Origin of the sequence: Bradyrhizobium diversitatis (assembly GCF_016031635.1) — a bacterium.
Taxonomy (GTDB): Bacteria; Pseudomonadota; Alphaproteobacteria; order Rhizobiales; family Xanthobacteraceae; genus Bradyrhizobium; species Bradyrhizobium diversitatis.
The window spans coordinates 187734-201250 of sequence record NZ_JACEGD010000021.1; the positions used below are offsets into that span (position 1 = coordinate 187734).

Consider the following 13517-nt stretch of genomic DNA (forward strand, 5'->3'; position numbering starts at 1 on the left):
CACCAAGGCTTCCTCACGTCATGGCCGGGCTTGTCCCGGCCATCCACGACTTGCCGCGCGGCGCGAAGAACGTGGATACCCGGGACAAGCCCGGGCATGACGACCTCACGTGTCGTGACCTGAGGAGTCCCCATGGCAAAGGCGAGGAAGCTGTTCACCATCGGCTACGAGCAGACGCCGCCCAAGGCCGTGCTGGACGAGCTGGAACAGGCCGGCGTCAAGCTCGTGGTCGACGTACGCGCGGTGACGTCATCGCGCCGGCCGGGCTTTTCCAAGAAGCAGCTTGCGGCAGGCCTCGACGAGCGCGGCATCGCCTATGTCCATCTCGCCGCGCTCGGCACACCGAAGGAAGGCCGCCTCGCCGCCCGCAGCGGCCAATACGACGTGCTGGAGAGGATCTTCTCAAAGCACCTGACGGCGCCAGAAGCCAGGGAGGCGATGGACGAGCTCTCGGCGCTGGTGAAGAAGGCCGGCCCCGTCTGCCTGCTCTGCTACGAGCGCGACCACACCCACTGCCACCGCCAGATGATCGCGGAGATCATCGAGGAGCGCGACGGGGTGACGGTGAAGAATCTGGCGGGACGGCAGGTCTGACGGTCGTTCCGGGGCAGCTCGCAGGGCTGAACCCGGAACCTCGAGATTCTCAGGTGCGCAATTGCGCACCGCAGTTCGCGACTGCGTCGCGCCCCGGAATGACGAGCTACCCCTCCCCCACCAGCCCGAACGTCCCTTCCATCATCTGAACGCAGCTCCCGCCGACATGGGCGGAGACGATCTTGCCGTCCTGCTTGCGCACGCGGGTGAGAAGCATGCTCGGACGGCCCATGTCAAAGCCCTGGCCGATGGTGAGCTTCAATTCGCCGTCGCGCATGGGATCGAGATCGGCGAACAGCGCGGCGGCGGCGACCGTCGCGCTGCCGGTGGCGGGGTCTTCGATCAGGCCGCTTGCGCCGGGAAAGAACATCCGCGCCTGACGCTCGCAGGGCGCCTCCGCCGCCGGCACATCGCGCGTGTAGAAGTAGACCGAGAAAGCGCCGTCGCGCGGCAGCATCCGGCCAAACGCTGCCGCGTCGGGCTTGGCCCTGCGCACGGCTTCGCGCGATCCCACCTCCGCCACCACGAACGGCGTTCCGACGCCGACGACCTGCGGCGCGTGATGATCGGTCTTGATGTCATCAGCCGCCAGCGAAATGCAGGCGGCGACGTCAGCCGCGGATAGCTGCGCAAGCCTCGACAGTTGCTGTGGCGCGGTGAGCTCGGCGCTGATCACCCTGCCCTGCTCCCGCACGATATCGACCGGGACCAGACCAGCCTTCTCCTCGAACAGCAGCCGCGGCTTCGGCTCTTTCGCGATTCCCGCCAGGACGAAGGCCGTGCCGACATTGGGATGGCCCGCAAACGGTAGCTCCCTGACGGGGGTGAAGATGCGCACCTCGGCGTCGTTGGCCTTGTCGCGCGGCGACAGCACGAAGGTGGTCTCGGAATAGTTGAACTCGGTCGCGATCGCCTGCATCTGCTGTGTCGTCAGCCCGCCGGCATCGAGCACCACGGCGAGCTGGTTGCCGCCAAAGGCGCGATCGGTGAACACGTCGACGGTGACGTAGCGGCGCTGCATTTTCGTTTCCTCATGCAAGTCGCGGCCGCGACCGGCCGCACGCGCAGCACTCTACAAGCCGAAAACGCCGCTCGTCATGCCCCAAAATTGAGTGCAATCGGAGCAATCGGGGAAAGAGCTTCAGAAGCGAAAGAGCTGAAGCGGCGACGCGAGCACTTGCGCGCGCTCGCTCTTGTCGGCGATCAGCGCATCGAGAAATTCCCGGTTCTTCGCGTAAGTCTGCGTCGCCTCGAACTGCGTGTGTGGCCAGTCGCTGCCCCACAACAGGCGATCGAGGCCGTAGGCTTCGCGGAGCAAAGGATAGGCCGCCTTGGCAAACTCCTCGCCCGCCGCACCGTTGCGGTATGGCGCAGAGATCTTGACCCAGACGTTTCGTGTCGCACCGAGTTTGAGCATCGACTGAAAGCCGGGATCAGCGACACCGAGCTTCGGATCCGGCAGCGCGTAGTGATCGAGCACGACGGCGACGCTGGGATCGAGCAGCTGCGGCGCAAGCGCGGCGAGATCGGCCGCATTGCGCTGGATCTCGACCTGCCAGCCCATCGCCTTCAGGTTCGCGAGCAGCGCCTTCCATTCACTGGCCGCGAGATCCGGCAAGGGCTGGCCGACGAGGTTGAGCCGAATGCCGACAACGCCGGCGCGATCGAGCGCGCGCAACTCGTCCGTGGTCGCCGCGGGATCGACCACGGCGATGCCGCGCAGACGACCGCCTGCCTGCTTCAGGCACGCGACCAGATAAGAATTGTCGCTGCCGAGAAAGCTCGGCTGCACCAGCACACCATTGCTCATGCCGTTCCGGTCGAGCTGCTCCAGATAGAGCGCCAGCGGCGCGTCGTAGTCGGGCGCATAACGCCGCCCCGGCGCGAGCTGAAGACCGCGATGGAAGACGTGAGCATGGGTATCGATCGTCGGCAAGGCCGCCTCACTCTTGGCTGTAGCCGCGGCCATCGTGACGAGCGCGCCGAGGCCCGCACCAAATGGCGTAGCGTGAGGTCGCGCAAGACGAATGTCATGTCGCTTGCTGTCCATCCCGCGTCAGGCGCGCGTCGCAGCGGTCTGCTCGAACACCTTGCCACGCGTCTCCGGCAGCAGCAGCACTGCGATCAGCACCAGCGAATAGGCAAGGGCCGCATCGATGCCGATCGCAGGTCCAAGCCCGATATGATCGCTGAGGAAACCGACCAGGAACGGGAACGCCGCGGAGACGATGCGGCCGAAATTGTAGCAGAAGCCGACCCCGGTGCCGCGCACACCGGCGGGATAGAGTTCGCTGAACAGCGCCGCCATGCTGGCGGGAATGCCGGCGGAGAAGAACCCGAGCGGAAAGCCGAGCACCAGCATCTGGCCGTTCGTCAGCGGCGCGAAGATGTAGATCAGCACTGTCACGATGCAGGCCGTGGCGAACAAGGCGACGTTGGCGCGGCGCCCGATGCGGTCGCTGATGATGCCGCTCGTCACGCAGCCGCAGAAGAAGGCAACGATGATCACGGCGAGATAGCCGCTGGAGCCGAGCACCGACAGATGCCGCACCTCACGCAAGTACGTCGGCAGAAAAGTGGTGAGCGCGGCATAGCCGCCATGCGCGCCGATGCCGAACAGGCCGCCGATCAAGGTCGAGCGCAGCACGTCGCGATGAAAGATGCCTGAGAGCGTGGCGAAGAATGGCGTCTTCTCGGCCGCGACCGCGCGCGGCGGCTCCTTCAGCCCGCGGCGGATGAAGATGATGAGGAGCGCGGGCAACAGCCCAAGCGCGAACAGCAGCCGCCAGGCGATCTCGGCCGGCGCGTAGGTGAAGACCAGGGCCGACAGCAGCACGGCCGCGCCCCAGCCCACGGCCCAGGCGCTCTGGACCGAGCCGAGCGCCTTGCCGCGATGCTCGGGCCGGATGATCTCGGCCATCAGCACCGCACCGCAGGCCCATTCGGCGCCGAAGCCGAGGCCCTGGATCGCCTTCAACACCAAGAGCTGCGTGTAAGTCATCGCGAAGGCGCAGGCGAAGGTCGCGAGCGCGAAGGTGGCGACGGTGATCTGAAGTGCCTTGACGCGGCCGAAGCGATCGCCGAGCGCGCCGCCGAACCAGCCGCCGAACGCACCGAAGAACAGCGTGACCGAGCCGAGCAGGCCTGCATCGGCCTTGCTGATGCCGAAGGCCGCGATCAGCGCGGGGATGGCAAGGCCGAACATCTGGACGTCGAGCGCATCGAGCGCCCAGCCGCCAAAGCTTGCCCAGAATGTGCGCCGCTCCAGCGGCGAGCTTTCGCTGTACCAGTTCGACATGTTTCCTACCCCTGTACGCATTATTGGTTGATGTCGTTGAAAAACCGCCTCACCGGATCTCGGCGTGATAGCGGAAGCGGTCGGCCGGCCCGCGCGACCTGCGCCATTCGATTGGCCGGCGCTCGAGGTCGAGCGCGAGACGCTCGATCACAATCAGTGGCGCGTTGGCCTCGAGCCTGAGCAGGCGCGCCTGCATCTCGTTGGCGGTCTCGACCGTGAGGATTTCCTCGGCCGAGACAACGACCTCGCCGCAGCGCTCCTCGTAGAGCGGATACAGGAGATCGCCGAATTCGGCGGTGTCGATCTCCAGGATCTTCGCGAAGCGCGATTGTTGCAGCCAGATCTCTTCCGCGAGCAGCGGGACGTCATCAATCAGGCGCAGGCGCGACAGGCTGATCACGGGCTCACCGACGGGAATGCGTAGCGCGGATGCGACTGCCGACGTCGCCGGAACGCTTCGGCGGCGAATGATCCGGCTCTTAGGTACGCGCCGTTCGCCGCTCTCGGATTGGAAGCGGAAGAAGCGGAACAGCGACGAGTTGAACCGCGCCCGGCGCACGAACGTGCCCCGGCCCTGCTGCCGCTCCAGCACGCCGTCACTGACGAGCTGGTCGATCGCCTTGCGCACGGTGCCGATGGCAACGCCGTAATGCGCAGCCAGCTCGGCTTCAGACGGGATCGGCTCGCCCGGCCGCCATTCATTGCGGTTGATCCGCGCCGCGAGGTCGTCGCGCAGGCGCTGGTAGCGTGGCAGGCGGTCGTCGAGCGGCGCTGGATTCATATAGTCATATAGATGACTATATGACAAACGAGTCAAGCGCTACCATGATACCAGGACGACTCAAATGCCTCGGAGAGTTACCCCAGCTGAAACACCGGCACTTTCCGCTCATAGCCGCGCACCTCGACTTCACCGAGCGCGACGGCGTCGCTGCCGTCGTCGCCCAGCGCCTCGCGCACGGATGCCGAGATCAGGAACTGCGAGCCGAACTCCTTGTTCAGCGCCTCCAGGCGCGAAGCAAAGTTCACGGTGTCGCCGATCACCGTGTACTCCTTGCGGCGGGGTGAGCCGATATTGCCGGCGACGACTTCGCCGAAATGGATGCCGATGCCGATGCGAAGCGGCCAGCTCGTCTCTGCGTTGATGCGGTCCATCGCGGTCAGCATCTCGCGGCCGGCGGCGACCGCTCGGTGCGCGGCGTCGGAAGCCTCCAGCGGCGCCCCGAACAGCGCGAGGAAACCATCGCCCAGAAACTTGTTCACGATGCCGCCGTGGCGGTCGAGGATGTCGACCAGCACGGCGAAGGCACCGTCGAGCCGGTCGACTACCTCTTGCGGCGTGCGCGATTGCGCGCCGGCGGTAAAGCCGCGGAAATCGACGAACATCACCGCGACGCGGCGGACGTCGCCGCCGCCGCTGGTGCTTGCCTGCATCAGCCGCTCAACCACCTGCGGGGAGACGTGCTGGCCGAACAGGTTCGTCACGCGGTCGCGCGCGGTCGCCGCCGCGATGCTCGCGGCGAACTGCCGGCGCAATTGCGCGCCCACGGCACCCGCAAGCACCCCGCAGATCAGGATGACGACGCTGCGCACGGCGTGGAAATAGATCAGGGGATCGCCGGCCTCGTCAGCCGCGTTGTAGTACAGCGCGACCGACAGAAGCCCGGCCGCGGCGACGATGCCCGTGAATGCCGAGAGCCAGAAGTCGAGCCGCAGGGTCGAGAGGATGATGAAGATGAAATACATCAGCGGCACGGCAAAGCCGAGAGCCTGGCTTGGACCCATGGTCCGGGTCTGCAGGATCAGGATCAACGTCGGCAGCGAGGTCTCGATCAGCGTGCCGATATAGCGTCGGATCACCGGCAGATCGCGATCGAGCCGGAGATTCCTCCTGATCTGGGTGTGGACCCAGAGCTCGAACAGGATGAAGCCGCCGAGGAGGCCGTAGACCTCGACGAGCCCTTCCGTTCCGCGCCAGACCCGGTTCAGCACGGCGGGGTCGATCAGATAGATCGCGGTGAGCAGCAGCATCAGGACGCAGCCGGTCATGATCAGCGCCCGCACCCGGAGCAGCTCGGTGCGCAGCACCTCCCGCGTCAGCTCGCGCTCGAATTCCTCCGATAACGCGGCGTGGTGCCGCGTCTTCCTGCTCGCAAACCTGACCATTCCGCCCTCTTGTCATTCCGGGGCGCGGCGAAGTCGCGAACCCGGAATCTCGAGATTCCGGGTTCGATGCTTTGCATCGCCCCAGAATGACTTCGAGACAGTCTGCCTCAATCCAGCGTGCGACGGAAGCGCGTCACGGCGATGGTCATGGCGAGCAGCATCAGGGCCGCCAGCGCCAGCGTGTCGAAGTGCAGGTTCTGCATGGTCGCGCCCTTCAGCATGATGGCGCGGACGATGCGCAGATAATGGGTCAGCGGCAGGGCTTCGCCGAGATATTGCGCCCACGCCGGCATGCCCGCGAACGGGAACATGAAGCCGGAGAGCAGGATGCTGGGCAGGAAGAACATCATCGACATCTGCATCGCCTGGAGCTGGTTCTGCACCAGTGTCGATATGGTGTAGCCGATCGACAGATTGGTGGTGATGAACAGCGTCGAGAGCAGCGCCAGCAGGACGAGGCTGCCCAGCACGGGTACGCCGAACAGGCCGACGCCGATGCTGATGATCAGGAAGGCCTGGACGAAGCCGACCAGCACGTAAGGGATGATCTTGCCGAGCATCACCTCGACTGGTTTGATCGGCATCGACAGCAGGCTCTCCATGGTGCCGCGCTCGACCTCGCGCGTGACCGACAGCGCGGTGAAGATTAGCATGGTCATGGTCAGGATGGTGCCGACCAGTCCCGGCACGATGTTGAGGCTGGAGGCCGCGGCCGGATTATAGCGCGCGTGCGCGCGAATCTCGAACGGCATCTCGGGGGGATCGCCGATGTAGAGATCGTGCTTGAGCGCGGTCTGCACGATCATGCCGAGCGAGCCGATCGCCGCGCTCGCCGCGACCGGATCCGTGGCGTCGGCGGCGACCAGCAGCGCCGGCTTGTCGCCGCGCCGCACCGCCCGCTCGAAGCCGCGCGGGATCTCGACCCCGAACAGCACCTTGCCGGATTTCAGGAGATTGTCGAAGTCGTCGACGTCGTGCACCTCATAGAGGAAGCGGAAATAGGCGGTATTCTCCAGGGCCTTCAGGATCGAGCGGGCGAGATCGGAATCCTCCTGGAGCAGCACCGCGCTCGGCAAATGGCGCGGCGTGGTGTTGATGGCATAGCCGAACAGCATCAGCTGCATCACGGGCAACATCACGATCATCGCGAACGAGACGCGATCGCGCTTGAGCTGGATGAACTCCTTGACCAGCATCGCGTAGGAGCGCCGCAGAAAGCCGAAGCGCTCGCGGATCTCGCGCCGCGGTGCGGGATGGTCGACGGCGCTCATTGGAAATTATCCTTGGAGCGCCCCATCAGCTCGATGAACACGTCTTCGAGCGAGGGCTGCGACTGCTGCCAGCGCAGTCCGCCCTTCTCGCGCCAGGACGCGATGCTGGCTTCGAGCGCCGGGACGTCGCGGCCGGAAACATGCAGTGAGCTGCCGAACGGCGCCACCATATCGATGCCTGGCTTACCCGAGAGCGCGGCCGCAAGCTCGTTCAGGCCTTCGCCCGTAACGGTGTAGGTCGTCAGCGCGGATTTCGCGATCACCTCCTCCACCGTGCCGTGCGCCAGCAGATAGCCGTAGGCGATGTAGGCGATCTCGTGGCAGCGCTCGGCCTCGTCCATGTAATGGGTCGAGACCAGCACCGTGAGGCCTTCGGCTGCGAGTGCGTGGATCTCGTTCCAGAAATCGCGCCGCGCCTTGGGATCGACGCCGGCGGTGGGCTCGTCGAGCAGCAATAATTGCGGATTGGGCAGCGTGCAGGCCCCCAGCGCCAGCCGCTGCTTCCAGCCGCCGGAGAGCTCGCCCGCAAGCTGCTCCTCGCGCCCCGAGAGCCCGAGCCGCCTGATCATGTCGCGTGCGGCGCCGCGCGCGTCAGTGACGCCATAGAGCCGCGCGACGAATTCGAGGTTCTCGCGCACCGACAGGTCCTGGTACAGGCTGAAGCGCTGGGTCATGTAGCCGACCTGGCGCTTGATCTTCTCGGCATCGCGGCGGATGTCGTAGCCGAGGCAGGTGCCCTCGCCGCTATCAGGCGTGAGCAGCCCGCAGAGGATGCGGATGGTCGTGGTCTTGCCCGAGCCGTTGGGACCGAGGAATCCGTAGATCGAGCCGCGCTTCACCTGCATCGACAGATCGTGCACGACCTCGCGGCCGCCGAACGACTTGGTCAGGCCCTTGACGTCGATCGCGATGCCGTTGCCGCCGCTCATCGCTTGTCCGCCACCGGTGTCTTCGGGTTGAGATAGACGTCGATCGGCTGTCCGACGCGCAAAGCGTCAGGCCGCGAGGGTCGCGCCTGGATCAGATAGACCAGCTTGTTGCGCTCATCGAGGCTGTAGATGACAGGCGGAGTGTATTCGGCCGAGGTTGCGATGAAGTAGATCTTTGCGGTGAGGTCGGCAGCGCAATTGTCGCACGAGACGCGCACCGTGTCGCCGATCGCGAGCTTGGGCAATTCGGCTTCCGGCACGAAGAAACGCAGCTTCATGTTGCCGGGCGGCATGATCGACAGCACCGGACGCTGCGCCGCCACCATCTCGCCCTCACGGAAATAGATCTGCTGGATGGTGCCGGCGACGGGCGCAAAGCCCTTGCGCCGCGCCATCCGCGTCTCCGACGTCGCCACCCGCGCTTCCGCGACGCGCAAGGCCGACACGGCGGCATCAAGATTGGCCTGCGTGCCCGAGCCGGTCTTGCTCAATGAGGCCGCCCGGTCGTAGGTCTGCTGCGCGTTCGCCAGTGTCGCCTTGTTCTGATTGAGATCGGCGCGCTGGAGATCGTCGTCGACGGAATAGAGGGCATCACCGACCTTGACCTCGTCGCCTTCGCGGACGTTGAGCTTGGTGACCCGCCCCGCTTCGTCCGGGCTGACGAAGATCATGTCGGCCTCGACCCAGCCCTGGAAGCCCGGATCGCGCTTCTCCGTGCACCCGGCAAGCCCGGTTGCGAGCACGGCGACCAATGCCAAGACTGAAATTGCCTGCGACGACGTCATGTCGTGCTCCGTTCGCCAAAAATCAGATCGAGATGAACGCGCAGCATCTCTTGCGCGTCCAGCGGCGCGTGCCGCGCAAACAGGCTCTGCCAGATCACCGCGATCATCGCGGGTGCGACCAGGATCTGCGGATAGCGCGCGAGGTCCTTCTGCCGGATCTCGCCGCGGGCGATGCCGAGCTCGATCAGCGCGCGCATGGCGGCGATCCCGCGCGAGACGACCTCGCGGTAATAGAAGTCGGCAACGGACGGAAAGCGCGGGCCTTCCGCCACGATCAGGCGCACCAGATCGCCGCGCCTCGTGCCGATCACCTCGTTCAGGAAGTTGCTCGCGAAAGCCTCGATCAGGTCGCGCACCGAGCCCGCCGGCGGCGGCAGCGTGGTCAGTCGCGCGACCACAGGAACGATGACGATACGCACCAGCTCCTCGAACATCGATTCCTTGTCCTTGAAGTGCAGGTAGATCGTGCCCTTTGCCACGCCGGCGCGCCTGGCGATGTCGTCGAGCCGCGTCGCCGCAAACCCGCGCGCGATGAATTCCTCCATCGCCGCCTCCACGATCGCCGCACGCCGCTCCGCCGCGCGCGTAGCGCGGTTCGTGGCAGGCGCCTCCTCGCTGCGAGCGGGCTCAGGGCCCTTGGCACTGGCGCGAGTTGCTGGCGGCAAGGCGGCTTTGGTCGGCTTCCTGGTCATTCGAAGTTTATGACTGACTAGTCAGTCATTGTCAAGTTCATCGAGCGCAGCCGCCTTTGAGGTTAGATTAGTCTTGACTAATGCATTAGCTGATGCTAATTGATCGGCATGACCGAAGCTGCCCCAAACCCCGTCACCACCGTGATGCGCGCCCTCGCCGACCCGACACGGCGCGCCGTGTTCGAGCGCGTGTTCGAGAGCACGGAGATCAGCGTCGCCGAGCTGACGCGCGGCAGCGGCGTCACTCAGGGCGCGATCTCGCAACACCTGAAGTCCCTCAAGCAGGCTGGTCTCGTCGCCGAGCGCGCCGAGGGCCGCAACGTCTATTACCGCGCCGCACCGCAAGGCCTCGAACCCCTGGTGACCTGGATGGATCATTACGGCGTCTTCTGGCGCGAGCGTTTCCAGAACCTGCGTGACCTCTTGAAGGAGATCGATCCGTGAGTGCTGCCGCGTTAAAAGCCGAAACAAGGGACATCGTCATCGACGAGGTCTTCCCTCACACGCCCGAGACGATCTGGGGGGCACTGACCAGCGCGCAGTTGATCGCGCGCTGGCTGATGCAGCCGACCGGCTTCGAGGCCGTCGAAGGCAACAGCTTCACGTTCCAGACCACGCCGGGCGGCAACTGGGACGGCGTGATCCATTGCCGGGTTCTGGAGGTCGTACCAAACCGCCGCCTCGTCTACGCCTGGAAGGGCGGCGATGAGCGCAACACCGGCTATGGCGCACCGCTCGACACCGTCGTGACGTGGTCGCTCACGCCGGTCGAAGCCGGCACGCGGATCCGCCTGGTCCATGCGGGCTTCGTCCTGCCGAGGAACGAGTCGGCCTACACGGTGATGAGCGGCGGCTGGAAAAAGGTTGTGCGCAAGCTCGACGAGATCAGCGGCGAAGAGTGAATGGGAGATATCGCGATGGACAAGCCCTATACCGGCGGCTGCGCCTGCGGCGCGATCCGCTATTCGATTTCCGGCGAGCCGCTGTTCAGCAATCACTGCCAGTGCCGGGACTGCCAGCGGGAGAGCGGCAGCGGCCACGGCTCGTACGCGACGTTCGCGCGCGCCGGCGTCACCCTGACCGGCGATGCGAAGCATTGGGACATGGTCGCCGACAGCGGCAACGTCAAGACGCGCGGCTTCTGCACGCAATGCGGCGTGCCCGTCTACATGACCTTCGCAGCACAGCCCGCCGTCTTCACGATCCGGGCGGCAAGCCTCGACGAGCCCGCCCGCTACAGGCCGCAGGCGGTCACTTTCGCCGCGCGCGGTCAGGAGTGGGACCCTCTTGACGCTGGCCTGATGAAATTCGAGGGCATGCCGGGATGAGCGGCAAGTCTGCGGGCTTGCTTCGCCTCTTCCGCTTGCGGGAGAGGCCGGCGCGCTCGCAGAGCGCGGCGGGTGAGGGTTCTTGCCACTCAGGGATAGCCTCCGCATTTCTCCACAATCCCACCGCGGAGAAAGCCCCCACCCCAGCCCTCCCCCGCAAGCGGGAGAGGGAGCGCACCTCACTCTTGGAAGCGCTTGAGCCTTCCCTTGCGACGTACTAGCCGAAGTCCAGCACCATGCGGCCCTCGATCTTGCCGGCCTTCATCCGATCGAAGACGTGATTGATCTCCGCGAGTGGCACCTTGGCCACCTCGGCCTTCACCTTGCCGTCGGCGGCAAACGCGATGGCTTCGTCGAGGTCGCGCCTCGTACCGACGATGGAGCCGCGCACCGTGATGCGCTTGAGCACGACGTCGAAGATCGGCGTCGGGAATTCACCCGGCGGCAGGCCGACGAGGCTGACGGTGCCCTTGCGGCGCACCATCTTGAGCGCCTGCGCAAACGCGGCCGTCGAGACGGCCGTCACCAGCACGCCGTGGGCTCCGCCCCCGGTCGCGGCCAGCACCTTGTCAACAGCGCCGGCTGCGAGCGCATCGACCGCGAGATCGGCGCCGGCCTCACGTGCAAGCGCGAGCTTGTCCTCGGCGATGTCGACCGCGGCCACCTTGAGCCCCATCGCCTTGGCGTACTGGATCGCGACATGGCCGAGCCCGCCGACGCCGGAGATCACCACCCACTCGCCGGGCTTGGCCTCGGTCTCCTTCAATCCCTTGTAGGTGGTGACGCCGGCGCACAGGATCGGCGCGATGGCAGCAAAGTCCACCGTCGCCGGCAGCTTCGCGGCGAAGGCGGCCGAGGCGATGACATATTCGGCGAAGCCGCCGTTCACGCTGTAGCCGGTGTTGTGCTGGTGCTTGCACAATGTTTCCCAGCCGGTCTCGCAATATTCGCAAGCCATGCAGGCATCATGCAGCCAGGCGACGCCGACGGCGTCGCCGACCTTGAGGTTCTTCACGCCGGGCCCGAGCGCGGCGACGATGCCAGCGACCTCATGGCCGGGGATGAAGGGCGGCACCGGCTTGACCGGCCAGTCGCCGGAGGCGGCGTGCAGATCGGTATGGCAGACGCCACAGGCCTTGACCTTGACCAGAACCTCGCCGGGACCGGGCTGCGGCACCGGCACGTCCTCGATCACCAATGGCTTGCCGAATTGCTTGACGATAGCGGCTTTCATGGTCGGCATATCTCTGCTCCTTCGCATTGCGAATGGCAGAGTAGCGGCCGCACGCGGCCGGCACTTGATCCGGGTCAAACCGCCCAATCGTTGCGCAGCGTGCCGCCGTCATGACAGCGCGGTGACAGGACTTCGCAGGCGGACATCAACCATGGAACTTCAGGCCGTCGACGATCTTGTCGATCACCTTGCGCTCGGCGCGCATGGCGATGCCGACGAGATTGAGCTCGGTGCGCGCGACCGCCCTCACCGCCTCGCGGTTGGCGGCATCGTGCGTGGTTTTGAACATGTCCTCGGTATAGACGGCTGGCTTAACGTTCCGAGTGAGCGCGCGGTCCAGCGCGCGCGACAACGCCGGACCGTCGGCGCCATAGATCAGGATCGGCTGGCCGATCAGCGCATGATATTTCGTGCCCGAGGCGTCTTCGTAGGCTTCGCCGATGCATTCGGGAAAAGTGGCGGCGATGCCGCTGGTGAGGAAGGAGGCGACGTTGAGCTTCTGCCAGGTCTGAAGATCGGTGCGGATCACGACCGCGATCTTGGTGTCGAACTGCATGTATTCCCTCGATTGTCATTCCGGGGCGCGCCACTTGGCGCGAGCTACGGTGCGCAATTGCGCACCTGAGAATCCATCGCGCTACCGAGCAAGTGGACGAATGGATTCCGGGTTCGATGCTACGCATCGCCCCGGAATGACAGCAAGAGAGATGGATGGAATCAACCCTTGGCGTCGCAGGCCCAGGCGCGGATCACGCATTCCTTGCCGCCGTACTTGTAGCATTCGCGCGTGGCGGCATTGAGCGAGGCCGATATCTTCGGCTTGACGGCATAGCCATAGGCGCCGCAGGGATTTGTCATATCGACCGACATCGCGGCACAGGCGCGCTTCATCGTCACGGTGGTGCAATCGCCCTTGCACTGCTTCTGCGCCGCGGCGCGAGCCTCGTGCTCGTGGCCATAGTCATAGGCCTGGCCATAAGCGCCGCATTTGCCGACTGCAAAGGCGCCGGCGGCATGGGCTTCCGTGATGTAGCGGGCACCCGTGATGGCAACTGACAAGACAAAGCAAAACATCGCGCAACGGCGCGCGACGACGTTCGAAACCATGGAAAATCCCCTCCCCCCAAGGCAGGTGCGGCTGACTCTAAGCCGCGGTCGTTTCCAGATGGTGAACGGGTGGTTGAATTCGCCAGGCTTGGAGGATGCCGTAGTCCCGTAGG

At 65.5% G+C, this 13517-nt stretch carries 16 protein-coding genes; 4 read left to right on the forward strand and 12 right to left on the reverse strand.

The features are described from left to right. Window positions 1-132 precede the first annotated feature (132 nt). The gene (locus tag H1B27_RS23820) at window positions 133-594 is read left to right on the forward strand and encodes a DUF488 domain-containing protein (protein WP_061882897.1); all 462 of its coding nucleotides are present in this window, start codon (window positions 133-135) and stop codon (window positions 592-594) included. Between the two features lie 106 nt (window positions 595-700). Here the strand turns inward: H1B27_RS23820 and H1B27_RS23825 are convergent, their stop codons facing one another. The 9 genes from H1B27_RS23825 to H1B27_RS23865 form a co-directional block, all read right to left on the reverse strand. After that, entirely contained in the window at window positions 701-1615 is a 915-nt protein-coding gene (locus H1B27_RS23825; protein WP_197967701.1) for a PhzF family protein, read from the reverse strand. Between the two features lie 120 nt (window positions 1616-1735). Further along, window positions 1736-2530: an amidohydrolase family protein gene (locus H1B27_RS23830; protein ID WP_246515633.1), complete on the reverse strand. Its 795-nt coding sequence runs from the start codon at window positions 2528-2530 to the stop codon at window positions 1736-1738. A 120-nt stretch (window positions 2531-2650) separates the two neighbouring features. Beyond that, window positions 2651-3892, reverse strand: a complete 1242-nt coding sequence (locus H1B27_RS23835) for an MFS transporter (protein ID WP_061882900.1) — start codon at window positions 3890-3892, stop codon at window positions 2651-2653. A gap of 49 nt (window positions 3893-3941) precedes the next feature. Then, window positions 3942-4673 (reverse strand): GntR family transcriptional regulator, encoded by a 732-nt coding sequence (locus H1B27_RS23840; RefSeq protein WP_197967703.1) that lies wholly within the window; start codon window positions 4671-4673, stop codon window positions 3942-3944. 77 nt (window positions 4674-4750) lie between these two features. Then, window positions 4751-6058 (reverse strand): adenylate/guanylate cyclase domain-containing protein, encoded by a 1308-nt coding sequence (locus tag H1B27_RS23845; protein WP_197967704.1) that lies wholly within the window; start codon window positions 6056-6058, stop codon window positions 4751-4753. Between the two features lie 107 nt (window positions 6059-6165). Next, window positions 6166-7329, reverse strand: a complete 1164-nt coding sequence (locus H1B27_RS23850; RefSeq protein ID WP_061882903.1) for an ABC transporter permease — start codon at window positions 7327-7329, stop codon at window positions 6166-6168. Next, window positions 7326-8258 (reverse strand): ABC transporter ATP-binding protein, encoded by a 933-nt coding sequence (locus tag H1B27_RS23855; protein WP_197967705.1) that lies wholly within the window; start codon window positions 8256-8258, stop codon window positions 7326-7328. Before H1B27_RS23855 ends, H1B27_RS23850 begins: the two co-directional genes overlap by 4 nt. Beyond that, entirely contained in the window at window positions 8255-9043 is a 789-nt protein-coding gene (locus H1B27_RS23860) for an HlyD family secretion protein (protein ID WP_197967706.1), read from the reverse strand. The genes H1B27_RS23855 and H1B27_RS23860 overlap by 4 nt, the downstream gene beginning before the upstream one ends. Beyond that, window positions 9040-9735, reverse strand: coding sequence for a TetR/AcrR family transcriptional regulator (locus H1B27_RS23865; protein WP_197967707.1), 696 nt, complete (start codon window positions 9733-9735; stop codon window positions 9040-9042). Before H1B27_RS23865 ends, H1B27_RS23860 begins: the two co-directional genes overlap by 4 nt. 108 nt (window positions 9736-9843) lie before the next feature. Here H1B27_RS23865 and H1B27_RS23870 point away from each other — a divergent pair, with 108 nt between their 5' ends. From H1B27_RS23870 to H1B27_RS23880, 3 genes are read left to right on the forward strand one after another with little or no spacing between them, the layout of a single operon-like run. Further along, window positions 9844-10179, forward strand: coding sequence for an ArsR/SmtB family transcription factor (locus tag H1B27_RS23870; protein WP_197967708.1), 336 nt, complete (start codon window positions 9844-9846; stop codon window positions 10177-10179). Next, window positions 10176-10637 carry an SRPBCC family protein gene (locus H1B27_RS23875; protein WP_197967709.1) on the forward strand — a complete coding sequence of 154 codons (462 nt, stop codon included), beginning with the start codon at window positions 10176-10178 and terminating at the stop codon, window positions 10635-10637. The genes H1B27_RS23870 and H1B27_RS23875 overlap by 4 nt, the downstream gene beginning before the upstream one ends. Before the next feature lie 15 nt (window positions 10638-10652). Beyond that, window positions 10653-11063, forward strand: coding sequence for a GFA family protein (locus H1B27_RS23880; RefSeq protein WP_197967710.1), 411 nt, complete (start codon window positions 10653-10655; stop codon window positions 11061-11063). A gap of 217 nt (window positions 11064-11280) precedes the next feature. On the opposite strand, the gene adhP is transcribed toward H1B27_RS23880, so the two are convergent. The 3 genes from adhP to H1B27_RS23895 all read right to left on the reverse strand — a co-directional run bounded on the left by adhP (window position 11281) and on the right by H1B27_RS23895 (window position 13404). Further along, window positions 11281-12306 (reverse strand): alcohol dehydrogenase AdhP, encoded by a 1026-nt coding sequence (gene adhP, locus H1B27_RS23885; protein ID WP_197967711.1) that lies wholly within the window; start codon window positions 12304-12306, stop codon window positions 11281-11283. Between the two features lie 136 nt (window positions 12307-12442). Further along, on the reverse strand, window positions 12443-12853 hold the full coding sequence (locus tag H1B27_RS23890; protein WP_197967712.1) for a DUF2000 family protein: 411 nt from the start codon (window positions 12851-12853) through the stop codon (window positions 12443-12445). A gap of 161 nt (window positions 12854-13014) precedes the next feature. Next, window positions 13015-13404, reverse strand: a complete 390-nt coding sequence (locus H1B27_RS23895; RefSeq protein WP_061882910.1) for a DUF4189 domain-containing protein — start codon at window positions 13402-13404, stop codon at window positions 13015-13017. Window positions 13405-13517: the final 113 nt, after the last annotated feature.

Excerpts from the sequence above, each read along its gene's own strand:
- H1B27_RS23820 (WP_061882897.1), top strand. The coding sequence starts at position 133 with ATGGCAAAGGCGAGGAAGCTGTTCACCATCGGCTACGAGCAGACGCCG.
- H1B27_RS23855 (WP_197967705.1), bottom strand. The coding sequence starts at position 8,258 with ATGAGCGGCGGCAACGGCATCGCGATCGACGTCAAGGGCCTGACCAAG.
- H1B27_RS23895 (WP_061882910.1), bottom strand. The coding sequence starts at position 13,404 with ATGGTTTCGAACGTCGTCGCGCGCCGTTGCGCGATGTTTTGCTTTGTC.
- H1B27_RS23845 (WP_197967704.1), bottom strand. The coding sequence starts at position 6,058 with ATGGTCAGGTTTGCGAGCAGGAAGACGCGGCACCACGCCGCGTTATCG.
- H1B27_RS23860 (WP_197967706.1), bottom strand. The coding sequence starts at position 9,043 with ATGACGTCGTCGCAGGCAATTTCAGTCTTGGCATTGGTCGCCGTGCTC.
- H1B27_RS23850 (WP_061882903.1), bottom strand. The coding sequence starts at position 7,329 with ATGAGCGCCGTCGACCATCCCGCACCGCGGCGCGAGATCCGCGAGCGC.
- H1B27_RS23870 (WP_197967708.1), top strand. The coding sequence starts at position 9,844 with ATGACCGAAGCTGCCCCAAACCCCGTCACCACCGTGATGCGCGCCCTC.
- H1B27_RS23880 (WP_197967710.1), top strand. The coding sequence starts at position 10,653 with ATGGACAAGCCCTATACCGGCGGCTGCGCCTGCGGCGCGATCCGCTAT.
- H1B27_RS23890 (WP_197967712.1), bottom strand. The coding sequence starts at position 12,853 with ATGCAGTTCGACACCAAGATCGCGGTCGTGATCCGCACCGATCTTCAG.
- H1B27_RS23840 (WP_197967703.1), bottom strand. The coding sequence starts at position 4,673 with ATGAATCCAGCGCCGCTCGACGACCGCCTGCCACGCTACCAGCGCCTG.
- adhP (WP_197967711.1), bottom strand. The coding sequence starts at position 12,306 with ATGCCGACCATGAAAGCCGCTATCGTCAAGCAATTCGGCAAGCCATTG.
- H1B27_RS23825 (WP_197967701.1), bottom strand. The coding sequence starts at position 1,615 with ATGCAGCGCCGCTACGTCACCGTCGACGTGTTCACCGATCGCGCCTTT.
- H1B27_RS23835 (WP_061882900.1), bottom strand. The coding sequence starts at position 3,892 with ATGTCGAACTGGTACAGCGAAAGCTCGCCGCTGGAGCGGCGCACATTC.
- H1B27_RS23865 (WP_197967707.1), bottom strand. The coding sequence starts at position 9,735 with ATGACCAGGAAGCCGACCAAAGCCGCCTTGCCGCCAGCAACTCGCGCC.